The 24,584-nt window shown below is 70.4% G+C and carries 20 protein-coding genes and 1 riboswitch; of the genes, 15 read left to right on the top strand and 5 right to left on the bottom strand.

What is annotated here, in order from left to right; genetic code table 11:
• Nucleotides 1-2 precede the first annotated feature (2 nt).
• Genes G8346_RS07895 through G8346_RS07880 form a run of 4 tightly spaced genes read right to left on the bottom strand, consistent with a single transcriptional unit; the run spans nt 3 to nt 6,833 of the window.
• Entirely contained in the window at nt 3-1,457 is a 1,455-nt protein-coding gene (locus G8346_RS07895) for a glycosyltransferase (protein WP_166049957.1), read from the bottom strand.
• Entirely contained in the window at nt 1,454-2,500 is a 1,047-nt protein-coding gene (locus G8346_RS07890; RefSeq protein ID WP_166049955.1) for a HEAT repeat domain-containing protein, read from the bottom strand. The genes G8346_RS07895 and G8346_RS07890 overlap by 4 nt, the downstream gene beginning before the upstream one ends.
• Nucleotides 2,500-4,059 carry a M48 family metallopeptidase gene (locus G8346_RS07885; RefSeq protein ID WP_166049953.1) on the bottom strand — a complete coding sequence of 520 codons (1,560 nt, stop codon included), beginning with the start codon at nt 4,057-4,059 and terminating at the stop codon, nt 2,500-2,502. The genes G8346_RS07890 and G8346_RS07885 overlap by 1 nt, the downstream gene beginning before the upstream one ends.
• A complete protein-coding gene (locus G8346_RS07880; RefSeq protein ID WP_166049951.1) occupies nt 4,056-6,833 on the bottom strand; it encodes a hypothetical protein in 2,778 nt (925 codons plus the stop codon). The genes G8346_RS07885 and G8346_RS07880 overlap by 4 nt, the downstream gene beginning before the upstream one ends.
• Before the next feature lie 256 nt (nt 6,834-7,089).
• Here G8346_RS07880 and G8346_RS07875 point away from each other — a divergent pair, with 256 nt between their 5' ends.
• Entirely contained in the window at nt 7,090-7,551 is a 462-nt protein-coding gene (locus G8346_RS07875; RefSeq protein ID WP_166049948.1) for an isoprenylcysteine carboxylmethyltransferase family protein, read from the top strand.
• A 12-nt stretch (nt 7,552-7,563) separates the two neighbouring features.
• Here G8346_RS07875 and ilvD read toward each other — a convergent pair whose 3' ends face one another.
• Nucleotides 7,564-9,234 carry a dihydroxy-acid dehydratase gene (gene ilvD, locus G8346_RS07870; protein WP_166049946.1) on the bottom strand — a complete coding sequence of 557 codons (1,671 nt, stop codon included), beginning with the start codon at nt 9,232-9,234 and terminating at the stop codon, nt 7,564-7,566.
• 395 nt (nt 9,235-9,629) lie between these two features.
• Here ilvD and ilvC point away from each other — a divergent pair, with 395 nt between their 5' ends.
• From ilvC to G8346_RS07800, 14 genes are all read left to right on the top strand, one after another.
• Nucleotides 9,630-10,634 carry a ketol-acid reductoisomerase gene (gene ilvC / locus G8346_RS07865; RefSeq protein WP_166049944.1) on the top strand — a complete coding sequence of 335 codons (1,005 nt, stop codon included), beginning with the start codon at nt 9,630-9,632 and terminating at the stop codon, nt 10,632-10,634.
• Nucleotides 10,631-12,286, top strand: coding sequence for an acetolactate synthase 2 catalytic subunit (ilvG, locus tag G8346_RS07860; protein ID WP_166049942.1), 1,656 nt, complete (start codon nt 10,631-10,633; stop codon nt 12,284-12,286). Before ilvC ends, ilvG begins: the two co-directional genes overlap by 4 nt.
• Nucleotides 12,283-12,558 carry an ACT domain-containing protein gene (locus G8346_RS07855; RefSeq protein ID WP_166049940.1) on the top strand — a complete coding sequence of 92 codons (276 nt, stop codon included), beginning with the start codon at nt 12,283-12,285 and terminating at the stop codon, nt 12,556-12,558. The genes ilvG and G8346_RS07855 overlap by 4 nt, the downstream gene beginning before the upstream one ends.
• Nucleotides 12,552-13,661 (top strand): threonine/serine dehydratase, encoded by a 1,110-nt coding sequence (locus G8346_RS07850; RefSeq protein WP_166049938.1) that lies wholly within the window; start codon nt 12,552-12,554, stop codon nt 13,659-13,661. The genes G8346_RS07855 and G8346_RS07850 overlap by 7 nt, the downstream gene beginning before the upstream one ends.
• Nucleotides 13,651-15,189 (top strand): 2-isopropylmalate synthase, encoded by a 1,539-nt coding sequence (locus G8346_RS07845; protein ID WP_166049936.1) that lies wholly within the window; start codon nt 13,651-13,653, stop codon nt 15,187-15,189. Before G8346_RS07850 ends, G8346_RS07845 begins: the two co-directional genes overlap by 11 nt.
• A gap of 52 nt (nt 15,190-15,241) precedes the next feature.
• A complete protein-coding gene (locus tag G8346_RS07840) occupies nt 15,242-16,213 on the top strand; it encodes a branched-chain amino acid transaminase (protein ID WP_166049934.1) in 972 nt (323 codons plus the stop codon).
• The gene (gene leuC / locus G8346_RS07835; protein ID WP_166049932.1) at nt 16,210-17,631 is read left to right on the top strand and encodes a 3-isopropylmalate dehydratase large subunit; all 1,422 of its coding nucleotides are present in this window, start codon (nt 16,210-16,212) and stop codon (nt 17,629-17,631) included. The genes G8346_RS07840 and leuC overlap by 4 nt, the downstream gene beginning before the upstream one ends.
• A complete protein-coding gene (gene leuD / locus G8346_RS07830) occupies nt 17,628-18,215 on the top strand; it encodes a 3-isopropylmalate dehydratase small subunit (protein ID WP_166049931.1) in 588 nt (195 codons plus the stop codon). Before leuC ends, leuD begins: the two co-directional genes overlap by 4 nt.
• Complete coding sequence (gene leuB / locus G8346_RS07825; protein ID WP_166049929.1) at nt 18,203-19,288, top strand: 3-isopropylmalate dehydrogenase; 1,086 nt, start codon at nt 18,203-18,205, stop codon at nt 19,286-19,288. The genes leuD and leuB overlap by 13 nt, the downstream gene beginning before the upstream one ends.
• 29 nt (nt 19,289-19,317) lie before the next feature.
• Nucleotides 19,318-19,449: riboswitch (SAM riboswitch) on the top strand.
• A gap of 117 nt (nt 19,450-19,566) precedes the next feature.
• A complete protein-coding gene (metB, locus tag G8346_RS07820) occupies nt 19,567-20,757 on the top strand; it encodes a cystathionine gamma-synthase (protein ID WP_166049926.1) in 1,191 nt (396 codons plus the stop codon).
• A 59-nt stretch (nt 20,758-20,816) separates the two neighbouring features.
• The gene (locus G8346_RS07815; RefSeq protein ID WP_166049924.1) at nt 20,817-21,758 is read left to right on the top strand and encodes an SPFH domain-containing protein; all 942 of its coding nucleotides are present in this window, start codon (nt 20,817-20,819) and stop codon (nt 21,756-21,758) included.
• 24 nt (nt 21,759-21,782) lie between these two features.
• On the top strand, nt 21,783-22,007 hold the full coding sequence (locus G8346_RS07810) for a hypothetical protein (RefSeq protein ID WP_166049921.1): 225 nt from the start codon (nt 21,783-21,785) through the stop codon (nt 22,005-22,007).
• Nucleotides 22,008-22,046: 39 nt separating this feature from the next.
• Nucleotides 22,047-23,213: a glutamate 5-kinase gene (proB, locus tag G8346_RS07805; protein ID WP_240901368.1), complete on the top strand. Its 1,167-nt coding sequence runs from the start codon at nt 22,047-22,049 to the stop codon at nt 23,211-23,213.
• Nucleotides 23,206-24,495, top strand: a complete 1,290-nt coding sequence (locus G8346_RS07800) for a glutamate-5-semialdehyde dehydrogenase (protein WP_166049919.1) — start codon at nt 23,206-23,208, stop codon at nt 24,493-24,495. Before proB ends, G8346_RS07800 begins: the two co-directional genes overlap by 8 nt.
• The last annotated feature ends 89 nt before the right edge of the window (nt 24,496-24,584 follow it).

Here is a 24,584-nt window from a genome sequence, read left to right as displayed (position 1 = left end):
CCTCAGGGTCGCGGGCCGTCGCCGTCTCCACGCTCGCCCGGCTCGAAGCCGCGGCGATCCATGCGGCCCCAGCCGCGCCGGCGCAACAGGATGTCCAGCAGCGCCTTGACCTTGACGAAGGTGAGGAACTGGCGGAAGCCGAAGTTCTCCAGGAAGCCGTAAGCCAGCAGCCGCAGCAGGTCGCGAAAGCGCGGGTAGCGCCGGAAGGCGATTTCCTCGAGCAGCAGGGCGCCGACCGAGAGCAGGGCGCCGACCGCGAAGGCCACAATGAGGAACAGGATGACGAAACTGCGATCGAGGATGCCCAGCCACCAGGCGAGCGAGATCGAGATGTAGCCCAGCACCTCGACCACCGGGCCGAGCAGCTCGAAGACCACGAACCAGGGCATGGCCACCGTGCCGAGCGTGCCGTAGCGGCGCCGCATGAACATGCCGCGGTACATCCACAGCGTCTGCATCAGCCCGCGGTGCCAGCGCGAGCGCTGGCGGATCAGCACGCTCCAGGTCTCGGGCACCTCGGTCCAGCACACCGGGTCGGGGATGAAAATGATGCGGTAGCGCCGCCCGGCTTCGGCCATGGCCTTGTGCAGGCGCACCACCAGCTCGGCGTCCTCGGTGTCGGTCTCCTTGGAATAGCCGCCGATCTCGAGGATCTCCTGCTTGCGGTACAGGCCGAAGGCGCCGGAGATGATCATCAGCGCCTGGATGGCGCTCCAGCCGGCGCGCCCGGCCAGGAAGGCGCGCAGGTACTCCACCACCTGCATCACGGCGATGCGGCTCTGCGGCAACCCGACCTGGACCACGCGCCCGTCCACCACCTTGCAGCCGTTGGCCACGCGCACGATGCCGCCCGCAGCGACGGTTTCCTGCGGCGACTCGATGAACGGTTTCACCAGCCGCAGCAGCGCGTTCTCCTCGATGAGCGAGTCCGCGTCGATGGAACAGAACAGCGGGTAGCGGCTGATGTTCAGCCCGGCGTTGAGGGCGTCGGACTTGCCGCCCTGGGCCTTGTCCACCACGACCAGGTTGGCGTGGCTGAGGGAGCGGTACACGCCGCGGATCTCTTCCGTGGGCAGCACCACGCGCACCGGCTCGGTCGAGCGGCGCAGGTCGAAGCGTTGCACCAGCACGTCCAGCGTCTCGTCCGTCGAGCCGTCGTTGATGACCACGATCTCGTAGCCGCCGTAGTTCAGCCGCAGCAGGGAATGGATGCTTTCGACGATGTTGCGCGCCTCGTTGTGCGCCGGCACCAGCAACGAGATGGGCGGGGTCAGGTCGGAGGCCCGGATCTTCTCGTAGTCGGGGAAGAAGCTGCGCTTCACGAAGCGCCACAACGCCCGCAGCGAGAGCAGGAAGATTGCCAGGTAGCCGGCGTTGATGAGGACGAAGTAGACCAGGATGAAGTGGTTGTACCCGGTGACCACTTCGGCCAGGAAGGCGGACATGCCGGGACTCATGACACCGCCTCCATTTCGTGCAGCGTGGCGCGCGCCTGGTCGCGCGCGAAGCGGTCGGGGTCGTCCTGCATGCGGCGCAGCGCCTCGGCCCCGGCCGGGCCCAGGGCGCGCAGGGCCGCCGCACTGTTGGCCCGCACCCACCATTCACGGTCGCGCAGCGCGTCGCACAGCAACGGCACCGCGGCCTCGACCTGCAGGCTGCCGAGCGACTTGGCGGCCATGGCGCGGACCGGCCAGGCCGGATCCTCCAGCGCCTGCAGCAGCTGCCCGGCGGCGGCACGGTGACCGATGCGGCCGAGCGCCGCCACGGCGCGTGCGCGGATGTCGATGTCCTCGTCCTGCAGCAGTGCAGTGAAGAACTCGCCGGAGTCGGCGCGGCCGACGCGCGCGATGAGATCGATGGCAGCCAGCCGCGCCCCGCGCCCCATGCCGGGGAAGGCCTGGCGCAGCTCGGCGCCCACTTCCGGCCCCATGCCCGAGAGCAGGTCGGTGATGCGGATGGTCGACCAGCGGTTCTGGTCGGTGAGCGCGCCGATCAGCGCTTCACGCGCGCGCCGGCCGCCGAGCTGTCCCAGCGCCGCCGCGGCGCGCATGCGCACGTCGAGCGCCTCGTCCTGCAGCGCCCCGAGCAGCGGGTCGATGGCGCGCTCGGACCGCACGATGCCGAGGAGCTCGGCGGCATTTTCCCGTTTCCACGCACTGCGGTGCTGCAATTCGCGCAGCCACTGCTCGACGTAACCATGTGCTTCCAGCCACTCGATCATGCGCGCGCGCGTGACAGCGTCGGCCCGCGGCAGCTCCTGCAGGCACAGGTCGACGAAGATGCCCCGGTCCGGCCACCGGCGGAGTCGCTGCAGCAGCGCCGGCGGCGTTTCCGTTGCGCCGCGCAGCCAGGGCTGCAGCGCGTGCTCCAGCCTGGCGCGGCGCCGGCGCTCGATCCCCTGCACCCAGGCCACCACCAGGCGCCGCGCGAGAATGTACAGCATCAGCGCAGCGAGCACGCCGACGAGAACCATGATCGCGATGGCGACCGCGGTGCGCATCAGGGCGTGCCACTCCCGAAGCGGCGGCGCAGCTGGATGCCGATGCGGAAGTAACTCCACTCGGCGCCGCCCTGCGAGGCGTAAGAGCCGCCGTCGGCGAAGCCCTCGACGCGGAGATACGGCGTAGCTTGCCAGCCGAGCCGGGCGGTGAGCAGGTAATAGCGGTCGTTGGAGGTGCTCAGTCCCTGGCTGTCGAAAGACTGCAGGCCGAATTCCGCGCTGACGTCGTAGTCGAGCCCGGCCGGACCGGCCACCGGACCGAAGGCGCGCGCCACCACGCCCCAGGCACGAAAGTCGGAGGGGTCGAAGTAGCCGTTGTCGAGGTCCTTGTCCCAGTCCTGCAGGCGCAGGTTCAGGCCGGCCTCGAGGGTATGCGCCCCGCGGGCCAGGCGTTGCCGCAGGCCGAGATCCGCGCTCAGGCGCTGGTTGTCATCCGACAGGCGCCATGACGACAAGGTCCCCGACAGGCGCCAGCGCGGCCCCAGCGGCCCGTTGGCGGCGAAGGTCAGCGACTCGATGACGATGCGGTTGTCGATCAGCGGCACGGAGTAGCGGAACGGCTCGCGGCGGGCGTCCAGCGTGCCGCGCCAGGTCTCGGGCAGGGCGAAGTTCCAGCGCAACCCCCAGTCGGTGACGTTGGCGCTGTCGAAGCCCTGGCTCTCGAGCCGGTCGACGCCGAGCATGGCCTGCAGCGAGTGGCCGCGCGCCGGGCTGTAGCCGACCGTGCCCTGCAGCGAGCGCAGGCTGCCGTTGCGGTCCAGGGTCTCCACGTCATAGTCGGTGTAGGACAGCTGCACGGTGGGGCCGCTGCGCAGGGTCGTGCCGGCCTCGATGCGCGCGGTGGTGAACAGGTTGTCGTCGCTGTCGTCGAGCCGGTCCCAGCTCGCGGCCATCCACGGCGCCGTGGCATCGCGCGTCGCGCGCAGCAGTTGCTGCACCTCGGGCGAATCCGGGTGGCGCTCCGCCAGTGCCTCCGCGGTACGTCGCGCTTCGGCTGCCGCGCCCTGCCAGAGGTCCAGGTAGGCCAGCCCGGTTCGTGCCGCAGTGGGGTCGGTTGCGGCGCCGGCAGCGCGGCGGTAGGCGTGGCGCGCACGCTCCAGGTCGCCGCTCCAGGCCAGCGTCTGGGCGATGCCGAGCAGGGCCTCCGGGTGGTCGGGTGCACGCTCCAGCACGCGTTCGTATTCCCGCCGTGCCGCCGCGTATTCGCCGGACCATGACAACACCTTGCCCAGCCCGACGCGCGCCTCCAGGTCATCCGGCCGCTCCGCCAGCAGCGCGCGGAAAGCCGCCGCCGATTCCTCGTAGCGCTTTGCCCAGGACAGCACCTTGGCGCGCTCACGCCGCGCGAGTTCATGTTGGGGGTCGGCGGCGAGTACCTCTGCGTACATGGCCAGCGCTTCGTCGAAGCGCTGTTCCCAGGACAGGCGTTGTGCCTCGCGCGCGAGTTCGTCGAGGCGTGCCGCGTTCTCGCTCGCGTGCAGCGGCTGGAATGCGGCCGCCAGGCTCAACACCAGGGCGGCCGCCAGGCAGGGCGCGGCCCGGGGGCTCTTGCGTCTCATGGCGTCTCCTCGGGGTCGGGGCGCGCGGGTCGCGGGCCACCCGGCAGCTGTCGCAATGCTTCCGCCACCTGCGGCAAGCCGTGCTTCGGTTCGAGCACGTAACCAGGCTCGGTCCAGCCTGGCGGCGGCAGCAACGGGGCGACCTCGGCGGCCGCCGGCAGGCGGCTGTGCAGCCCGGGCGCCGTGGGGTCCCAGGCGCAGGCATACAGGCGCAGCCCCTCGGTTTCCTGCGTCGCGAGAGCGCCACCGACCACCGGCTGGTGCAGGACCTTGCCCGTGGCAGGGTCGGCGAAGTTGAGCAACGCCCAGGGCAGGCGCAGCTCGATGCTGCCCGAGTCCGGGTCGACCACTACGTCGCTGCGGGTGTCGAACAGCGGCGAGGCCGGGTCGAGCGAGCCGAAACGCAACCGGCCCAGGGCCACCTGTCGCGCCGGGACCTTCTTGCCGTCGCGGGTATAGCGTTCGCGGTTGGTGGTGAGTTTCGGGGTCTCGAAGCGTCCTGTCCCTGCCAGCGGCGAAAGCATGGTGGCGGCGGCGCCGCTCTCGGCCGGGTGGCGGGGGAGGTACGGCGGCGTCACCTGCAGCACGCTGTCATCGGGGCCCTGCAGCCGGACCAGGAACTCCACGCCGGTCGCGGTGCTGCAGTCCATGGGCGCGGGCAGCGTACGCTCGCCGCGCTGCGGGTCATAAGTGTCGATGCCCAGCGCCAGCTCGAGCCGGGACCAGTCGGGCGCGCCAGTGCCGTCCGTTTCCAGCAGCACGTAGAGGTAGCCGGCGTCCAGCGTCGCCTTCAGCCCGCGCAGCTGGTGCCAGCCGCCATCCTGCGGGTCCGGCGTGCGCTGCTGCAGTGGCGCGATGTCGCGCCAGTCGGCGGCGCGACCGGTCATGGTGACCGGCGCCGCCGGGCGTGCCGCCCACAGGCCGTAGGACTGCTCCGGGCTTTGGGCGTTGAACCAGAACGCGCGCTGGTCTTCGGGCAGCTCGAAGGGGCTGGTCGACCACGTGCCCTTGAACCATTCGTCCATGAACGCGAACACCAGGCCGCCGGCCATGTCGGCGTCGTGAATGCTGCGGGCGAGGCGCGCCACCTGGCGCATGGCCTCGGGCTCGTGCTGGCCGCCGTGATGGAGGCCCTCGGGCTGCAGGTGCGCGATGCCGCGGCTGGTGGACATGCCGAACTCCGCCACCAGCACCGGCTGGTCGCCGTGGTAGTCCTTGAGCGCGCGCAGGTAGCCAAGGTAGCGGTTCACGCCCGCGGCGTCGGTCGCTGCGGCGAAGGCCGGCTCCAGGTTCATGAAGTAGGGAAAGTTCGGATAGACGTGGTAGGAGGCGAAGACGCCCGGGCCGAAGTCTCGCGTGCCGGACAGCAGTGTGGCGTCGACGCTGATGGCGTCGTCGTCCCACGCCGGCGCCGAGCGCTGCGGCAGCGGCACGCCTTCCAGCTCCAGCCGCCACTGGTCTTCCTCCGCCCGGTTCGCCTCGCTGCGGTGGTGCAGGGGATCGAGCGTGGGCCAGTTGGCGAAGGTCAGCGGCCGCCCCACGCCGTGGCGCCGCGCCTCGTAGGCTGCGGCGAAATCCAGGCTGCGCCCGATCCAGCATTCCATGGCGCGTCCGCCCGCGACCGCGACGAAGCGTCCGGCGTGATCGCAGGGCCCCGGGTTCATGGCGTCGTAGGCCACGACCGCGAAGGGCTCCCATTCGCGCCCGATGATCCACGCCAGCGTATAAGCCGACACGTCCGCGTCGTAGACGCCTTGGGCGTGCCCGCGGGCGCGCGACAGCACCAGGTCGCCGTGCACGGCGTCGATCACGCGCGAAATCTCGGCATGGAAGCCCTCCAGGTAAGCCGGGTCGTCGAAGTCGTCACCCGGCGGCAGCTCGGTCCAGACGCCCTGGAGCAGCCACAAGCGGCCTTCCTCGTCGCCGGCGTTGTGACGCGCCAAGGCCCGATAGAACGCGGGCGGCTGCAGGGTGTAGACGCGCACCGCGTTGGCGCCGAGCGCCGCGATCTCCTGCAGCCACGACTGCCAGGTGGCCTCGTCCTGCGGCGCTTCGGAAGGATAGCGCCCGGGCGACGCGGGCCCGATGTTGACGCCCTTGACGTACAGGGGGCGCCATTGCCCGTCCGCGCCGCGCACCTCGAGGTAGTCGGCGCCGGCGCGGGCGAAGTAGTGCGGCCGTTCGCTGCCCCGGTCCGGTTGCAGGCGCAGTTCCCCGCCGCGTCCCGCCTTGCGCAGTGCGGTGGCGCGAATGAACAACCAGTCGGCGTCACCGGGGCGCTGTGCCAGGATGCGTTCCGCGGTGAGCGCCAGCGTCCCGGCTGCCGGGTCGCCCGGCGGCAGGCGCTCGGCCGCGAGCGCGAGGCCCTCGGCCGGCTCCGCCGCCCCCGGGTCCCGCGCCAGCGCGGCGCTGAACCAGCCCACGGCCGCTCCCGGGGCGTCCCGGCGCAGCGCGATGAAGCCTAGACCCAGCGCTGCGTCCGCGGAGTGCCGTACGCGCCGGGTCGCCTCGGTGAAGGCAGCCTCGGCGGCGTCGAACTGCTCCGCGCGGTACTCGCACCAGCCCAGCCCGACCCACTCGTCGTGGGCGACCAGCTGGCGCTCGATGGCGAGCCGGATCGCGCGCAAGGCGACGAACAGGCCCGCGCTCGAAGGCACGTCGGACCACTCCGCACCGACCAGCGGGCGCAGGTCCGCGGTGATCGCCGTGCAGTCCTGGCCCGGCTCCGCGGCGCAGCCCTGCAGCAGCCAAGCCGCGGCGATCACGGCGGCCACGGCACGGCCTGCGGACGGGCGCGTCCGGGTCACTCCGGGGCGCGCCGAGGCGTCCGAATGGGGGCTGGATGGCAAATCTGAATCCCGCGATAACTCAATTGGTTGCGCATTATGTATAACGCACTGCGTGAATTGAATGGCCCGTGTCACATTTCTGCGGGGAAGTTTGTACACGGCGCCCTGTGCAGGAGTGACTCGCGCGCCGCGCAAGTGGGCTATCCTTGCCGCCCGGCCGGCGCCGGCGAGGAGGGAAGTGATGCAGCTGCTGGAATTGCGGGTTCCGCCCGTGGCGCTGTTCCTGGTCGCGGCCGCGGTCATGGGCGGCCTGGCTGTGTTCACGGGCACCGACCGGATCACTTTTCCGGGCCAGTTGCTTGCTGCCAGCGTGCTGCTGCTGGCGGCGGGACTGGTCGGCCTCGCCAGCGTGCGCGTCTTCGCGCGTCACGAGACTACGGTGAACCCCTTGCGGCCGGAGCGCGCCAGCCGGCTGGTGGCCGCCGGCATCTACCGCTACAGCCGCAACCCCATGTACCTGTCGTTGCTGCTGGCCCTGGCGGCCTGGGCGACCTGGCTGGGTTCCATCGCGGCGGCAGTCGTGCTGCCGGTCTTCGCCGGGGCCATGACCCGCTGGCAGATCCGGCCGGAGGAGCGCGCGCTGGCGGCCCTGTTCGGCGACGAGTTCGAGGCCTACCGCCGCCGCGTGCGCCGCTGGCTCTGAGCTCGGGTCAGCTCAGCTGAGCACGGCGCCCTTCGAGGCGCAGCTGACGAGGCGGGCGTACTTCTCCAGCACCGTGCCGCGTTTCTCTCCCTGGCGCGGGCGCCAGTCCTCGAGCCGCCGCGCGAGCCCGGCCGGCCCGACGCGCAGGGTGATGGTGTGCCGGGAGGCGTCGATCTCGATCTCGTCGCCGTCCTCCACCGCCGCCAACGGGCCCCCGGCCGCCGCCTCCGGCGCCACGTGCCCGACCACGAAGCCGTGACTGCCGCCCGAGAAGCGGCCGTCGGTGATGAGCGCGACGGAGTCGCCGAGGCCGCGGCCCATGATGGCCGAGGTCGGCGACAGCATCTCCGGCATCCCCGGCGCGCCCTTCGGCCCCAGGTAGCGGATCACCACCACGTCCCCGGCCGCTATGCGGCCGGCAAGGATGGCGTCGAGCGCCTGCTGTTCGCCGTCGAACACGCGTGCCGCGCCGACGAAGCGCTCGCCTTCCTTGCCGGTGATCTTGGCCACGGCGCCGTCCGGGGCCAGGTTGCCGCGCAGGATGACCAGGTGGCTGTCGGCCTTGATGGGGGCGTCCAGGCCGCGCACGACCTCCTGCCCGGCGGGGTAGGGGGCGACGTCCGCCAGGTCCGCCGCCAGCGTGCGGCCGCTGACCGTGAGACAGTCGCCGTGCAGCAACCCGGCGTCCAGCAGCATCTTCATCAGCGGGCGGATGCCGCCGATGGCGATCAGCTCGGACATGAGGTACTTGCCGCTGGGCTTGAGGTCCGCCAGCACCGGCACGCGCGCGCCGATGCGGGTGAAGTCCTCGAGCTCCAACGGCACGCCGATCGCGTCCGCGATGGCCAGCAGGTGCAGCACCGCGTTGGTCGAGCCGCCGAGCGCGATGGTCACGGCGATGGCGTTCTCGAAGGCCTCCCGGGTGAGGATGTCCGAGGGCTTGATGTCGCGCGCCAGCAGCTCCAGGACGGCGGCGCCCGCACGCCGGCAGTCCTCGGCCTTGGCGGCGCCGACGGCTTCCTGGGCCGAGCTGTTCGGCAGGCTCAGCCCCAGCGCCTCGATGGCCGAGGCCATGGTGTTGGCGGTGTACATGCCGCCGCAGGAGCCGGGGCCGGGGATGGCGGTGCGCTCGACCTGCTTCAGTTCCGCCGCGGAGACGGTGCCGCGCGCGTGCCCGCCGACGGCCTCGAACACCGAGACGATGTCGGTGTGGTTGGCGCCGGGGCGGATGGTGCCGCCGTAGACGAAGACCGAGGGGCGGTCCAGGCGCGCCATCGCCATGACGCAGCCCGGCATGTTCTTGTCGCAGCCGCCGATGGCCACGAAGCCGTCGAAGCCTTCGCCCGCGACCACGGTCTCGATGGAGTCGGCGATGACTTCGCGCGACACCAGCGAGTAGCGCATGCCCGGCGAGCCCATGGAGATGCCGTCGGAGACGGTGATGGTGTTGAAGATCACGGCCTTGCCGCCGGCGGCGTCGGCCCCGGAGGCAGCCTCCCGCGCCAGCTGGTCGATGTGCATGTTGCACGGCGTGAGCTGCGCCCAGGTGGAGGCGATGCCGACCTGGGGCTTGCTGAAGTCCGCGTCGCTGAAGCCGACCGCGCGCAACATGGCGCGGCTGGGGGCGCGAGTGACACCGTCGACGACGGGGCTGGAGTACTTGCGGGAGCGCTGGTCAGTCATGTCGAAAATCGCCTTGGCTGATGGAAGGTTTCACCCGGCCGCTGAAAAAAAGTGTTGACACGGCGGAAAGCATCGTGCTTAGAATCCGCTCAACCTGATTGCAGCGCAACAAGCGTTACCCAAACAATGAGCCACGGCAAGTCACAGCGCAGGAACCACACGAGGCAGCGGCCCATCGCCGTCGCCCGCGTGCCCGAGCGCCTGCCGATGCACGCAGTCAGCGCCCTCCTTGGCCTCCTTATCGTGATTCTCGTACTTGGGAAGAGCGGGGTCGTGGTGTAGGTAGGCGAAAAAGCAGCGAGCAACCAAACCATAGAACCCCGCAACCGGAAACGGCTGCGGGGTTCTCGCATTCTGGGCCTGAAAAATCTTGGACTTGAGGAAAGGTGTTGAGCATGAAGATCTACGTCGAATCGGATGTTGACCAGGGCAAGGCCGGCGTGAGCCGTATCGCCGTCATCGGCTACGGCAGCCAGGGCCGGGCGCATGCGCTCAACCTGCGCGACAGCGGCTTCGACGTCACGGTCGGGTTGCGCCCGGGCGGGCCGAGCTGGAAGCAGGCGGAGCGGGACGGCATGAAGGTTGCGCCGCCGGCAGAGGCGGCTGCGGGGGCCGACATCGTCGCCATCCTGGTGCCGGACATGGCCGCGCCGGGCGTGTGGCGCGCCATCGAGTCCGCCATCAAGCCCGGCGCGGCGATCCTGTTCGCGCACGGCTTCAACATCCACTACGGCTCCATCCAGGCCCCGGAATCCATCGACGTGGTCCTGGTGGCCCCCAAGGGCCCCGGCGCGCTGGTGCGGCGGCAGTACGAGGAGGGACGCGGCGTGCCCTGCCTGATGGCCGTGGCGCAGGACGCGACGGGCCGGGCCAGGGCGCGCGCCCTGGCCTACGCCCACGGCATCGGCGGCACGCGCGGCGGCGTGCTGGAGACGACCTTCGCCGAGGAGACCGAGACCGACCTGTTCGGCGAGCAGGCCGTGCTGTGCGGCGGCGTCACCGAGCTGGTCACGCAGGGCTTCGAGACGCTGGTGGAAGCCGGCTACCAGCCCGAAGTGGCCTACTTCGAGTGCATGCACGAGCTGAAACTCATCGTCGACCTGCTGCACGAGGGCGGGCTGGCGAAGATGCACCAGTTCGTCAGCGACACCGCCAAGTACGGCGACCTGACGCGCGGGCCGCGTGTCGTCGATGCGAGCACGCGTGAGCGCATGCGCGAGGTGCTGAAGGAAATCCAGGACGGCACCTTCGCACGCGAGTGGCAGGCCGAGTCCGAGGCGGGCATGCCGCGCTACAAGGCGATGATGGCGGCCGACATGGCCCACCCCATCGAGAAGGTGGGGCGCGAGCTGCGCGCCCGCATGTCGTGGCTGCGCTCAGACAAGCAGGACGCGGCATGAGCGCCAAGGGAGCCGAGCTGGTGGTCCGCGCCCTGGAACAGCAGGGCGTCGAGATCATCTTCGGCTACCCGGGCGGCGCCATCATGCCCGTCTACGACGCATTGCTGAACTCGTCCATCAAGCACATCCTGGCGCGCCACGAGCAGGGCGCGGCGCTGGCCGCCGACGCCTACGCGCGGGTCACCGGCCGCCCGGCGGTGTGCATGGCGACCTCCGGCCCGGGCGCGACCAACCTGGTGACCGGCATTGCCAACGCCTTCATGGATTCCGTGCCATTGGTGATCATCACCGGCCAGGTGCCCACCACCGTGATGGGCACCGACGCATTCCAGGAGGTCGACGTCTTCGGCATCACCATGCCGATCGTGAAGCACAGCTTCATCGTGCGGCGCGCCGAGGATATCCCCAAGACTATTGCGCTGGCCTTCCAGATCGCGAGCGAAGGACGGCCGGGGCCGGTGCTGGTCGACCTGCCCAAGGACGTGACGAATGCAGTGCCCGCCATCACGCCGATCTACGAGACGCGGCGCCAGAAGCGGCAGTCGCCCGACCCCGAGCAGGTCGAGATGGCGCGTGAACTGATCCTGGCTGCGCAGCGGCCGGTGCTGTACGGCGGCGGCGGCATCCCCATCGCCGGCGCCGTGGACGCCTTCCGCGCCTACGCGCAGGCCAGCGGCATCCCGGTGGTGACCACGCTGAAGGGCATCGGCTCGGTCTCGACGCGGGACGAGAATTTCCTCGGCATGCTGGGCATGCACGGCAACCGTGCCGCGAATCGCGCCATCCAGGAGTCCGACCTGCTGATCTGTGTCGGTGCGCGTTTCGACGACCGCGCCACGGGCAAGCTGGACGGTTTTGCGCCCAAGGCCAGCGTGATCCACATGGACGCCGATCCGAGCGAGATCGGCAAGCTGCGCTTCGCCGACGCCGGGCTGCTTGGCGACCTGGCGGAGTCCCTGGGCGCCATGCCGACCGGGCTGTCGATCGAGCCGTGGCGCCAGTGGTGCGCCGAGCGCAAGGTCGAGCACGCCTGGCGCTACGACGCCCCCGGCGACTACATCTACGTGCCGCACATGCTGCGCCGGCTGACCGAAGAAGCGCCCGACGTGACCATCGCCTGCGACGTCGGCCAGCACCAGATGTGGGTCGCGCAGCATTGCCATTTCGACCGCCCGGAACAGCACCTGACCAGCGCCGGGCTGGGCACGATGGGCTACGGCATCCCGGCCGGCATCGGCGCCTGCCTGGCGCGGCCGGGCGCGCGCGTGGTCACGGTCTCCGGCGACGGCTCGATCATGATGAACATCCAGGAGCTGGCGACCATCAGGCGCTACGGGCTGGACCTGAAGATCCTGCTGGTCGACAACTCCTCGCTGGGCATGGTGCGCCAGTGGCAGCAGCTGTTCCACCAGGAGCGCTACAGCGAGGTCGACCTGTCCGACAACCCGGATTTCGTCGAGGTGGCGCGGTCGTTCGGCATCCCGGGCTTCCGCATCACGCGGCGCGACGAGGTCGAGGGCGCGATCCGGAGGCTGCTGGAGACCGAGGGCCCGCTGCTGGCCCACGTGTGTATCGATCCGAAGAGCAATGTCTGGCCGCTGGTGCCGCCGGGCCAGAGTAATGACGTGATGATGGAGGAGTTGAGCGCATGAACCACACGCTGCGGATGAACATATACAAGGTCGAGGGCGCCCTGATCCGCCTGCTCGGCCTCATCGAGCGGCGCGGATTCGCCGTGACCTCCATGAACGCCCATGCGGACGAGAGCGCGCAGCACGTGGAAGTGACGGTGAACGTCCACTCCAGCGGCCGCTCCGTCGAGACGCTGACGCGACAGATCCAGAAGCTGTACGACGTGCGCAGCGTGGCCTGCCTGACCGCCGCGGAGACGCCGGCCGTAGTAGGGGAGAGCGTGGCATGTTGAGCGACGGTTCCCTGGCCCTGGATCCGCGGGTGCCAAAAACCCCGCGCGGCGCAGCGCCCCCTGCGGCCGCGGCCACTCCGCTGGTCACGCTGGCGCAGGTGGAAGCCGCGATGGCGGTGGTGGGCGCGCAACTGCCGCCGACACCGCTGTTGCATCACCCGATGCTGGATGCCGACGTCGGCTGCGAGGTGCACGTCAAGCTGGAGAACGCCCAGGACGTGGGCTCGTTCAAGATCCGCGGCGCGCTCAACCTTTTGCACGGCATGTCCGCGGAGGACCGCGCGCGCGGCCTGGTGACAGCCACCCGCGGCAACCACGGCCATGCGGTGGCCTATGCGGCGCGCATGCACGGCGTCTGCTGCACCGTGTTCGTGCCGCGCGACAACAGTCGCGAAAAGAACGACGCCATGACGGCGCTGGGCGCCCGCGTGATCGAGATCGGCCACGACTTCGACGCCGCCATGATCGCAGCCGAGGAGCACGCGGAACGTACCGGTGCGCGCCTGGTGCACACCGCCCGCGATCCCGACATGGTGGCGGGCGCCGGGACCATCGCCATGGAGATGCTGGCGCAGGCGCGGCAGCCTTTCGACGCGGTGTTCGTCCCGGTCGGCGCGGGCGGCATTGCCGCCGGGATGGCGACGGTGATCAAGGCGCGCAGCCCGGCGACCCGGGTGATCGGCGTGTGCGCCGAGAATGCGCCGGCCATGCATCACGCCTGGCATACCGGCGAGCGCCATCCCTTCGCTGCCGTCGATACCCTGGCGGACGGACTGGCCGTGCGCGTGCCGGTGCAGGCCACGCTGGAAGTGATGCGGCGCCATCTCGACGACGTGCTGCTGGTGTCGGAGCGCGAGATCCAGGCTGCCATCGCGACTTACGCGCGCAACGTGCACCAGATGGCCGAGGGCGCCGGCGCCGCGGCGCTGGCCGGCGCGCAGCGCTATGCGCGCGAGCACGGTTGTGCGCGCATCGGCGTCGTGCTGACCGGCGGGAACATCGACACGGCCACGCTGTTGCGGGCCCTGCAGGACGAACGGCCGATGCACCAGCCCAAGGCCATGCCTTACTTCCCGATCGGGGAGCTGTCCTATGGCTATTGAGCCCGATCGCCTGGTCATTTTCGACACCACGCTGCGCGACGGCGAGCAGGCGCCGGGCTGCAGCATGACCGACCGCGAGAAAATCCGCGTCGCGCACGCCCTCGCCGAGCTGGGTGTCGACGTCATCGAGGCGGGATTCCCCGCCGCCTCGGACGGCGATTTCGAGTCCGTGCGCCTGATTGCACGCGAGATCCGGGGGCCGGTCATCTGTGGCCTGGCGCGCTGTGGCGGCAACGACATCGAGCGTGCGTGGCAGGCCTTGTGCGAGGCGGAGCGGCCGCGCCTGCACGTGTTCATCGCCACCAGCCCGATCCACCGCGAGCACAAGCTGAACATGAGCCGCGACGAGGTCATCCGGCGCGCAGTGGAGGGCGTGCGGGTAGCGCGCGCGCTGTGTGCGGATGTGGAGTTTTCCGCCGAGGACGCGGCGCGCACCGAGCTGGACTACCTGGCGGAAGTGGTGCAGGCGGTGATCGAGGCCGGCGCCACCACGGTCAACATCCCGGACACCGTCGGCTATGCGGTGCCGGCCGAGTTTGCGGAGCGCATCGCCTACCTGCGCCAGCACGTGCCCGGCATCGAGCGTGCCGTGCTCAGCGTGCATTGCCACGACGACCTCGGCATGGCGGTGGCCAACAGCCTGGCCGCGGTGCAGGCGGGCGCACGGCAGGTGGAGTGCACCATCAACGGCATCGGCGAGCGCGCCGGCAACTGCGCGCTGGAAGAAGTGGTGATGGCGGTACGCACGCGCGCGGACCGCATGCAGGTGCACACCGGCGTGGACACGCGGCGCCTTGCGCCCACCAGCCGCCTGGTGGCTGCAGTCACCGGCGTCGCCGTGCCGCGCAACAAGGCGGTGGTGGGCGAGAACGCCTTTGCCCACGAGGCCGGCATCCACCAGCACGGCATGCTGCGCAACCAGCAGACCTACGAGATCATGCGGCCCGAGGATGTCGGCCTGGGCGGCAGTCGCCTGGTGCTGGGCAAGCACAGCGGCCGGCACGCCTTCCGCAGCCGGGTCGAAGAGCTGGGTCTGGCACTGGACGAGGCCGAGCTGGACCGCGCCTTCATCGCCTTCAAGACGCTGGCCGACCGCAAGAAAGAGATCTTCGACGCCGACATCGAGGCGCTGGTGTTGCGCTCCGACGAGGTCGGCGCCGGGCCCTGGCAGCTGGTCAAGCTGCGCATCGCCTCAGGCGACGGCCCGCGGGCCACGGCCGAGGCCGAGCTGGCGCATGCCGACGGCACTCGCCGCCGTGAATGCGCCGAGGGCGACGGCCCGGTCGAGGCCGCGTTCAGCGCCATCGAGCGTGCCACCGGTGTGACGGTGGAGCTGAAGAGCTTCGACGTGCGCAACGTCACGGTGGGCGAGGACGCCCAGGGCGAGGCCGTGGTCTCGGTCGCCCACGGCGGCCGCAGCTGGCAGGGCAAGGGTTTCGACACCGACATCATCCAGGCGAGCGCGCTCGCGTTCCTGCAGGCAGTCAACCGCATCTCGGCCCGGCGGGACGCGGAGCAGGCTGCCTGAGCAGGCACACGACAGAGTTTTTTTACCAGGCACGAGTCAACGGAGTATTCAAGTGGCGCCCCAGTTTCCACGCTATATCTGGCAGAACGGCAGGATCGTCCCCGGCGAGAGCGCCACGGTGCACGTGCTTTCGCACGCCCTGCACTACGGCTCTTCGGTGTTCGAGGGCATTCGTGTCTATCGCACGCCGGAAGGCTCCCGCTCATTCCGCCTGCGCGAGCACGTGCAGCGCCTGTTCAACTCGGCGAAGATCTATCACCTGCGCATGCCGTTCACGCCGCAGGAGATCGAGGCCGCGTGTAACCAGGCGGTACTGGCCAACGAGCTCAACGCCGGCGCCTACGTGCGCCCGGTGGTGTTCCGCGGCTATGCCGGCCTCGGCCTGACCGCGCCGGCCGACTCGCCGGTGGAGGTGGCCATCGCCGCCATCCAGTGGGGCGCCTACCTCGGCGATGAAGGCATGAAGAACGGCGTCGACGTCTGCGTCTCGTCCTGGAACCGGGTGGCGCCGAACACCATTCCGTCCGGCGCCAAGGCCGCGGGCGGCTACCTGTCGAGCCAGCTCATCAGCATGGAGGCGAAGCGCCACGGCTATGCCGAGGGCATCGGCCTCACCACCGACGGCATGATCGGCGAGGGCGCGGGCGAGAACATCTTCATCGTCAAGGACGGCAAGATCTACACGCCGCCGGCTGCCTGCTCGATCCTCGCCGGCATCACCCGCGACACCGTCATCACCCTGGCGCACGCCGCGGGCCTGGAGGTGCATGAACAGCCGATGCCGCGCGAGATGCTGTATTTCGCCGACGAGATCTTCTTCACCGGCACCGCGGCCGAGGTGACCCCGGTGCGCTCCGTGGATCGCATCGCCATCGGCAGCGGCACACGGGGGCCGGTCACCGAGCTCATGCAGCAGCGCTTCTTCGGGCTGTTCAACGGGGAGACGCGTGACGAGTGGGGCTGGCTGCAGCCGCTGGAGTCGCCGGAGTCGGCCTTCACGCCGGTCGCCTCGGTGGCGGTATGAGTGCGCCGCGCACCTTGTTCCGCAAGGTCTGGGACCGGCATGTCGTCGTCCCCGAGACCGCGGAGACGCCTGCGGTGCTGTACATCGACCTGCACCTGGTGCACGAGGTGACCTCGCCGCAGGCCTTCGCGGCCCTGCGCGAGCGCGGCCTCAAGGTGCGCCGTCCCGAGCGCACGCTGGCCACGGTGGACCACTCCATTCCGACCGATGACGGCAGCTGGGCCGAGGGCCTGGGCGACATGGATGCCGCGGCGCGCTACCAGGTGCGCATGCTGGGCGATAACTGCGGCCGCGCCGGCGTGCGGCTGTTCGGCGTCAACAGCACGCGCCGCGGTATCGTGCACGTCATCGGCCCGGAGCAGGGCGCCACCCAGCCGGGCATGACCATCGTCTGCGGCGACAGCCACACCACGACGCACGGCGCTTTCGGCGCGCTGGCCTTCGGCATCGGCACTACCGAGGTCGGCCACGTGCTGGCGACGCAGTGCCTGCTGCAACGCATGCCGAAGACACTGCTGGTGGAGTTGCAGGGGCGTCTGGGCCCGGGGGTCACTGCGAAGGACGTGATCCTGGCCGTGATCGGCCGCATCGGCGTCGACGGGGGCACCGGCCACGTGATCGAGTTCCGCGGCGCGGCGGTGGACGCGATGTCGATGGACGAGCGCATGACCCTGTGCAACATGGCCATCGAGGCCGGCGCCCGCGCCGGCATGGTGGCGCCGGACGAGACCACCTTCGCGTATCTCGAGGGCCGGCCCATGGCGCCCCGCGGCGCCGACTGGGACCGCGCCGTGGCGGACTGGCGGCAGCTGCGCTCGGATCCGGGCGCCGAGTACGACCGCAGCGTCATCGTCGACGTCTCGGCGCTGGAGCCGCAGGTCACCTGGGGCACCGACCCGGGCATGGTCATGCCGGTCAGCGGCCGCATCCCGGAGCGGGTCAGCAGCGGGCAGCGCAAGGCGCTGGACTACATGGGCTTGAAGCCGGGCGCAGCCATCGCGGGCCAGCCGATCCAGCTCGTATTCATTGGCAGCTGCACCAACTCGCGCCTCAGCGACTTGCGTGCGGCCGCGGCGCTGCTGCGCGGCCGGCGGGTGGCGCCCGGCGTGCGCGCGCTGGTCGTGCCGGGCAGCCAGCAGACGCGCCGTGACGCCGAGGCCGAGGGGCTCGACCGCGTGTTTCGTGATGCCGGTGCCGAGTGGCACCAGTCCGGCTGCTCGCTATGCATCGCCATGAACGGCGACCGCGCCGCCGCCGGCCAGTACGTGGTCAGCACCAGCAACCGCAACTTCGAGGGCCGGCAGGGACAGGGCGCGCGCACGCTGCTGGCCAGCCCGCTCACGGCGGCCGCATCCGCCATCACCGGCAAGGTGGCCGACCCGCGGCCGTTGCTGGAGGAAGGGAGGCGCATCGCATGACCGAGCCCTTCTCCGTGCTCACCGCGCGCACCGCTGTCCTGCCCGTGGATAACGTCGATACCGACCAGATCATCCCGGCACGTTTTCTCACCACCACCCAGCGCACCGGCCTCGGCCGGCACCTGTTCGCGGACTGGCGGCGCGATGCAGCCAATCGGCCGCGCGAGGACTTCGTGCTCAACCGCCCAGAGTCGGAGGGCGCGCGGGTCCTGGTGGCGGGGCGCAACTTCGGCTGCGGCTCTTCGCGCGAGCATGCGCCCTGGGCGCTGCTCGACTACGGCTTTCGCGCGGTGATCAGTACCGAGATCGCCGACATCTTCCGCAGCAACGCCCTGCGCAACGGACTGCTGCCGGTGGTGCTGGATGCGGAATCGCATGCCTGGCTGCTGGCGCACCCCGGCGCCGAAATCACCATCGACCTGCGCAACTGCACGGTGCGGCTGGAGGCAGGGCGCGAGGCCGGCTTCGAGGTCGAGGCTTTCGCGCGCCACTGCATGCTCAACGGCGTCGATCCGCTGGGCTGGTTGCTGAGCCAGGAACCGGCGATACAGGCCTACGAGGGCCGCCGCGCATGTCCCGCCTGATCGCGCTGCTGCCCGGCGACGGTATCGGTCCGGAAGTCGTCGCTGCGGCGCGGGTGGTGCTGGACGCCGTGGCAGAAACCTTCGGCCACGATTTCGAGTTCCGCGACGGCCTCGTCGGCGGCTGTGCCATCGAGGCCACCGGTGAGGCGCTGCCGGCGGCGACGCTTGAACTGTGCCTGGCGAGCGAGGGTGTGTTGCTCGGCGCGGTCGGCGGGCCGCAGTGGTCCGATCCCGCGGCCCCGGTGCGGCCGGAGCAAGGGCTGCTGGCGTTGCGTCGCGCGCTCGGCGTCTACGCCAACCTGCGCCCCGTCGCCACCCATCCGGCGCTGTACGGCGCCTCGCCGTTGAAGGAACACCTGCTCGAGGGCGTCGACATACTGTTCGTGCGCGAACTCACGGGGGGCATTTATTTCGGTGCCAAGCAGCGCGACGCCGACGGTGCCTCGGACGTGTGCAGCTACAGCCGCGAGGAAATCGAGCGCGTGCTGCGGCTGGGCTTCGAGCTGGCCCGGAAACGCAACGGCCGCCTGACTTCAGTGGACAAGGCCAACGTGCTGGAGACTTCCCGGCTGTGGCGCGAAATCGCCACGCGCATGGGGCGCGACGAGTTTCCCGACGTGCGCCTGGAGCATGCCCTGGTCGACGCCGCGGCGATGCAGCTGATCCAGGATCCGCGGCGCTTCGACGTGGTGGTGACCGAGAACATGTTCGGCGACATCCTCACCGACGAGGCGTCCGTGATCACCGGCTCGATCGGCATGCTGCCGTCCGCCTCGCTGGCGCAGTCCGGGCCGGGACTTTACGAGCCTATCCACGGCTCTGCCCCCGACATCGCCGGACAGGGCATTGCCAATCCCTGCGGCACGATTCTCAGCGCGGCCATGCTGCTGCGCCACTCGCTCGGGCTGGAGGACGAGGCAAGCGCAGTGGAGCAGGCGGTGCAGGACACCGTGGTGCGTGGCATCGGCACCCCCGACGTCGCCGGGCGCGAACGCGCCGTCACCACACAGCAGGTCGCGGCGGCCGTCGCCGCTGCGCTCGGGACGAGATCACCGGCGCGGGCTATTGCCTGAGCGCCACGAACGGTTACAGTAGAGACGCATACTCATCCAGACCGGCGGAGGGACAGGCCCTTTGATGCCGGGGCAACCTGCGGGACTCACCATCCCGCAACGGTGCCAACTCCTGCGGGGAGCGAAGCGGCCGATGCCGTGCGCTTGCCGGGAGATGAGTTGCCGGGCAGCCCCGCCTTTGCCGGCGGACTCGTGGGCCCGGTGACCCCGCCCGACGCCTCCGCAGGGTTCGCGATGAGCCGAACCCGCTCCCACGGGAGCCTAGACGGAGGAGAGTCATGAGCAACAGAGCCCCGGCCACCCGTGCCGCCCGGTCCGGACTCGGCAGCGACACCCAGCACGGCGCCGTCGTGCCGCCACTGCACCTGAGTTCGAACTTCACTTTTGCCGGCTACGGCGACAAGCGTCGTTACGATTACACGCGTTCCGGCAACCCGACGCGCGACGCCCTCGGCGAGGCGCTGGCCGAGCTCGAGGGCGGTGCCGGCACCGTCGTGACCTGCTCGGGCATGGCGGCGATCACGCTGGTGTGCCAGCTGCTCGAGCCCGCCGACCTGCTGCTGGCGCCGCACGACTGTTACGGCGGCACACACCGGCTGCTGTCCTCGCTGGCCGCGCGCGGCCAGTTCCGCCTGTCGTTCATTGACCAGTCCGACGCGCGGGCGCTGGCGGCCGCCTTCGCCGCGCGGCCGCGCATGATCCTGGTCGAGACGCCGAGCAATCCCTTGCTCCGGATCACCGACCTGGATGCGGTGGGGCGCTTGTGCCGCACGACCGGCACGCTGTTCGTCGCTGACAACACCTTCCTTTCGCCCGGCTGGCAGCGGCCCATGGCGCACGGCGCAGATATCGTGTTGCACTCGACCACCAAGTACCTCAACGGCCACAGCGACGTGGTGGGCGGCGCGGTAGTGGCCGGCAGCACGGAGTTGCACGAGCGTCTCGACTGGTGGGCCAATTGCCTCGGCCTCACCGGCGCGCCGTTCGACAGCTACATGACCCTGCGCGGCATCCGTACGCTGCACGCCCGGCTGCGCAGCCACGGTGAGAACGCGGCCGCGCTGGCCGAGCTGCTGTGCCGCCATCCAGCCGTGAGCCGGGTGCATTATCCCGGCCTGCCAGGACACCCGGGTCATGACATCGCCTGCCGCCAGCAGTCCGGTTTCGGCGGCATGCTCAGCTTCGAGCTCGCGGGCGGCGAGCCGGCGGTGCGGGCGTTCCTGGATGGTCTCGAGTTGTTCTTTCTCGCCGAGTCGCTGGGTGGCGTGGAGAGCCTGGTAGCCCACCCGGCGTCCATGACCCATGCCGCCATGGACCCGGAGGCGCGTCGCGTCGCCGGGATCAGCGACGCCCTGCTGCGCCTTTCCGTTGGCATCGAGGACACCGCGGACCTCGTGGCCGACCTCGAGGCTGCACTGGAGCGTGCCCAGGCGGCGGCGAGGCCGCTCGCGGCGGTGGCCGCGGGGTAGCGGGGGCCATATCAAAGTGATATCATCCTGACATCATTTATTCACCGAGGTAGAGAGCCGTGGTCGAGGAAAGAGACTATCGCCCCTTGTCGGGCTGGCTGCCGCTGGCCGTCGTCATCGTCCTGCTGGTCGGCGGCCCCTGGTATTTCTTCTATTCCATCCAGGCCGGCGCCTCCGGCTGGCCCATCGCGGGCAGTATCGTGGCGCTGGCGGTGGGCCTGGTCATGATCTTCGGTTTCATGGCGATCGCGCCCAACGATTCCCGCGTGTTGCTGCTGTTCGGCGAGTACAAGGGCTCGGTGCGCGCGTCGGGTTTCTTCTGGGTCAACCCGTTCTTCAGCAAGAAGAAACTGTCGCTGCGCGTGCGCAACTTCGAGACCGGCTCGCTTTCCACCCCGGAGAAAAAAGATGCGGCGGGCAAGGTCGTGCAGGAGCGCACCCGCACCCACGGCCGGCCGTCGAAGGTGAACGATCGCGACGGCAACCCGATCGACATTTCCGCCGTCGTGGTCTGGCGCGTGGTTAACACCGTCGAAGCGCTGTTCGAGGTCGACGACTACGAGGACTTCGTCGCCGTGCAGAGCGAAGCGGCGCTGCGCAGCATGGCGAGTCGCTATCCCTACGACAGCGAGGATCACGAGATCTCGTTGCGTGGCGACACCAGCAAGATCTCGGGGCAGTTGCGCGACGACATCCAGGAGCGGCTCGACAAGGCGGGCGTCGAGGTCATAGAGGCGCGCATCAGCCACCTGGCGTACGCATCGGAGATCGCGGCGGCCATGCTGCAGCGCCAGCAGGCGCAGGCCGTGGTTGCGGCGCGCACGAAGATCGTCGAGGGCGCGGTTGGCATGGTGCAGATGGCGCTCGACCATCTCGCGCGCGACCAGGTGGTCGAACTCGATGACGAGCGGCGCGCGGCCATGGTCTCGAACCTGCTGGTGGTGCTTTGCAGCGACCGGCACACCCAGCCGGTCGTGAACACCGGCACGCTCTACAGCTAGCCCGCGTACCCGGGAGCCTGGCCTTTGGCCAAACGCGACGCCTTCCTGCTGCGCATCGATCCGGAAATTCTTGCCGCCCTGAGACGCTGGGCGGACGATGACCTGCGCAGCCTGAATGCCCAGATCGACTACCTGCTGCGGCAGCGCCTGCGCGAGGCCGGCCGGATGCCCGCGCGGGGCACCGGCGGGCGGCGCCGCGAGGAGGCGAGGGGTGGCAATGCTCCGGGCGAGGATTCCGGCCCGGACTGAGCATGCGGCCAGGGCTTCACATGATGCGCTGCAGCGGTCATGCTGTCCGGCAAGATGACGCGGGATCCAGCGGACATTGCGCCCAGCCGCATCGCGGCAGCCAGGCGGGTCGTGATCAAGATCGGCTCGGCCCTGCTCGTGGACCGTGCGAGCAATCGTCTCGACGCACCCTGGTTCGAGAGCCTTGTCGAAGACATCGCCCGCCTGCGGCGGCGGGGCCAGGAAGTGCTGGTGGTGTCCTCCGGCGCCATCGCGCTGGGACGGCGTCACCTCGGCCTGCGCAGCGGCGCCCTGCGCCTGGAGGAGAGCCAGGCGGCCGCCGCCGCCGGCCAGGTGCAACTCGCCCATGCCTGGCAGGAGGCCCTCGGCCGCGAGCAGATTCCCGCGGCACAGGTCCTGTTGACGCTGGGTGACACCGAGCAGCGCCGCCGCTACCTGAATGCCCGCGGCACGCTCGAGACCCTGCTGGCGCTGGGCGCCGTGCCCGTCATCAACGAGAACGACACCGTGGCGACGGAGGAAATCCGTTACGGCGACAACGATCGCCTGGCGGCGCGGGTGGCGCAGATGATCAGTGCGGATTGCCTGGTGCTGCTCTCGGACACCACCGGGCTGCACACCGCCGACCCGGCGTGCGACCCCACCGCCCGGCTGGTTCCCGAGGTGCATGCGGTGACGCCGGAGATCGAGGCCATGGCCGGCGCCTCGGCCACGGATGTCGGTTCTGGCGGGATGATCACCAAGGTCATGGCGGGGCGCATCGCGCTCGCCGCCGGCTGCCACATGGTGATCGCCTCGGGCCGCGTCAGGCATCCGCTCGCCGCTCTCGAGGCGGGCGCGGAGTGCACCTGGTTCGTCGCCTCGTCCAGCCCGGCGCGGGTGCGCAAGCAATGGATCGCCGGGGCGCTCCAGCCCAGCGGCGAGCTGGTGGTCGACGCCGGCGCGGCTGCCGCCCTCACCCAGGGCAAGAGCCTGTTGCCGGCCGGCGTGGTGGCAGTGAAGGGGCGCTTCGAACGCGGCGACCTCGTGCTGGTGCGCGATACCGGCGGCCGGGTCCTGGCGCGCGGGCTTTCGGCCTACGATTCGGCGGAGGCGGCGCGCATCATCGGGTTGCGCAGCAGCATGATCGAGCAGGTGCTGGGCTATCGTGGGCGGGAGGAGCTGATTCACCGCAACGACCTGGCAATGGTGGAGACCCATGGTTGACTTGATGGGGCAGGAAGGACCCGAGGCCGTGCAGCGCCTCATGGCAGAGCTGGGCCACCAGGCTCGCAAGGCGGCGGCTGCGCTGGCCCGGGCCACGCCCGCGGCGCGCGATACGGCGCTGGAGGCGGCGGCAGCCCTGCTGCGGGAGCGCGCCGGCCTGATCCTCCAGGCGAATGCGGACGACGTCGCCGCGGCAGAGGAGAGGGGCCTGTCCGCGGCCATGCTGGACCGGCTGCGGCTCGACCAGGGCCGGATCGAGGCCATGGCGACAGGCATTGAGGCCATCCGTGCGCTGCCCGACCCGCTCGGCCGCGTGCTCGCCGAGTGGTCGCGCCCGAACGGGCTGCTGATCCGGCGCGTGAGCGTGCCGCTCGGCGTGATCGGCATCATCTACGAGAGCCGTCCCAACGTGACCGCAGACGCCGGCGCCCTGTGCCTGAAGTCGGGCAACGCCGTGATCCTGCGCGGAGGTTCGGAGAGCTTCGCTACCAGCATGCAGATTCACGCCTGCCTGGCCGAGGCGCTGCGCATGGCGGGGTTGCCCGCAGAGGCCGTGCAGATGGTGCCGACGCGCGACCGGGCCGCGGTCGGCGAACTGCTCGGCGGCCTCGGCGGCTGCGTCGACGTGGTCGTGCCGCGTGGCGGCCGCAGCCTGATCGAGCGCGTGCAGCGCGACGCCCGCGTGCCGGTCATCGGCCACCTCGAGGGCATCTGCCACGTCTACGTGGACGGCGCCGCGGACCTCGCGATGGCGCGTGAGGTGGTGCTCAACTCCAAGATGCGCCGCACCGGGATCTGCGGTGCGGCCGAGACGCTGCTGGTCGATCGCGCCTGTGCCGACAGCCACCTGCAGCCGCTGGTACGCGCGCTGCTGGACGCCGGGTGCGAGGTGCGCGGCGACGCGGCCGCCTGTGCCGTCGACCGGCGCGTGCGCGAGGCCGTCGCCACGGACTGGGGCAGGGAATTCCTCGACGCCATCATCGCGGTGCGCGTCGTCGACGGCGCGGCTGCAGCCATCACCCACATTGCGCGCTTCGGCTCGGGGCACACCGAGTCCATCGTCACGGCGGACGAGGCCGTCGCAAGGCGCTTCCTCGACGAGGTCGACAGCGCCATCGTGCTGCACAACGCTTCGACCCAGTTCGCGGATGGCGGCGAGTTCGGCATGGGGGCCGAGATCGGCATTTCCACCGGGCGGATACATGCCCGCGGCCCGGTCGGCGTGGAGCAGCTCACCAGCTACAAGTACCAGGTCCTGGGAAGCGGGCAGACCCGGCCCTGAGCATGGAGTCCCGTCCCTGTGTTAGGGTGGTCGCTTGCATTGCACAAACTACCGGAGGCACGCTTTGCGCAACATGCACGCAGCCGCTG

It is taken from the genome of Thioalkalivibrio sp. XN279 (assembly GCF_011089885.1).
Lineage (GTDB): Bacteria > Pseudomonadota > Gammaproteobacteria > Steroidobacterales > XN24 > XN24.
The sequence above is the reverse complement of the archived record's forward strand: the minus strand, read 5'-3'. Positions and strand labels throughout refer to the sequence as shown.

Excerpts from the sequence above, each read along its gene's own strand:
- G8346_RS07895 (WP_166049957.1), bottom strand. The coding sequence starts at position 1,457 with ATGAGTCCCGGCATGTCCGCCTTCCTGGCCGAAGTGGTCACCGGGTAC.
- G8346_RS07890 (WP_166049955.1), bottom strand. The coding sequence starts at position 2,500 with ATGCGCACCGCGGTCGCCATCGCGATCATGGTTCTCGTCGGCGTGCTC.
- G8346_RS07885 (WP_166049953.1), bottom strand. The coding sequence starts at position 4,059 with ATGAGACGCAAGAGCCCCCGGGCCGCGCCCTGCCTGGCGGCCGCCCTG.
- G8346_RS07875 (WP_166049948.1), top strand. The coding sequence starts at position 7,090 with ATGCAGCTGCTGGAATTGCGGGTTCCGCCCGTGGCGCTGTTCCTGGTC.
- ilvD (WP_166049946.1), bottom strand. The coding sequence starts at position 9,234 with ATGACTGACCAGCGCTCCCGCAAGTACTCCAGCCCCGTCGTCGACGGT.
- ilvC (WP_166049944.1), top strand. The coding sequence starts at position 9,630 with ATGAAGATCTACGTCGAATCGGATGTTGACCAGGGCAAGGCCGGCGTG.
- ilvG (WP_166049942.1), top strand. The coding sequence starts at position 10,631 with ATGAGCGCCAAGGGAGCCGAGCTGGTGGTCCGCGCCCTGGAACAGCAG.
- G8346_RS07855 (WP_166049940.1), top strand. The coding sequence starts at position 12,283 with ATGAACCACACGCTGCGGATGAACATATACAAGGTCGAGGGCGCCCTG.
- G8346_RS07850 (WP_166049938.1), top strand. The coding sequence starts at position 12,552 with ATGTTGAGCGACGGTTCCCTGGCCCTGGATCCGCGGGTGCCAAAAACC.
- G8346_RS07845 (WP_166049936.1), top strand. The coding sequence starts at position 13,651 with ATGGCTATTGAGCCCGATCGCCTGGTCATTTTCGACACCACGCTGCGC.
- leuC (WP_166049932.1), top strand. The coding sequence starts at position 16,210 with ATGAGTGCGCCGCGCACCTTGTTCCGCAAGGTCTGGGACCGGCATGTC.
- leuD (WP_166049931.1), top strand. The coding sequence starts at position 17,628 with ATGACCGAGCCCTTCTCCGTGCTCACCGCGCGCACCGCTGTCCTGCCC.
- leuB (WP_166049929.1), top strand. The coding sequence starts at position 18,203 with ATGTCCCGCCTGATCGCGCTGCTGCCCGGCGACGGTATCGGTCCGGAA.
- metB (WP_166049926.1), top strand. The coding sequence starts at position 19,567 with ATGAGCAACAGAGCCCCGGCCACCCGTGCCGCCCGGTCCGGACTCGGC.
- proB (WP_240901368.1), top strand. The coding sequence starts at position 22,047 with ATGCTGTCCGGCAAGATGACGCGGGATCCAGCGGACATTGCGCCCAGC.
- G8346_RS07800 (WP_166049919.1), top strand. The coding sequence starts at position 23,206 with ATGGTTGACTTGATGGGGCAGGAAGGACCCGAGGCCGTGCAGCGCCTC.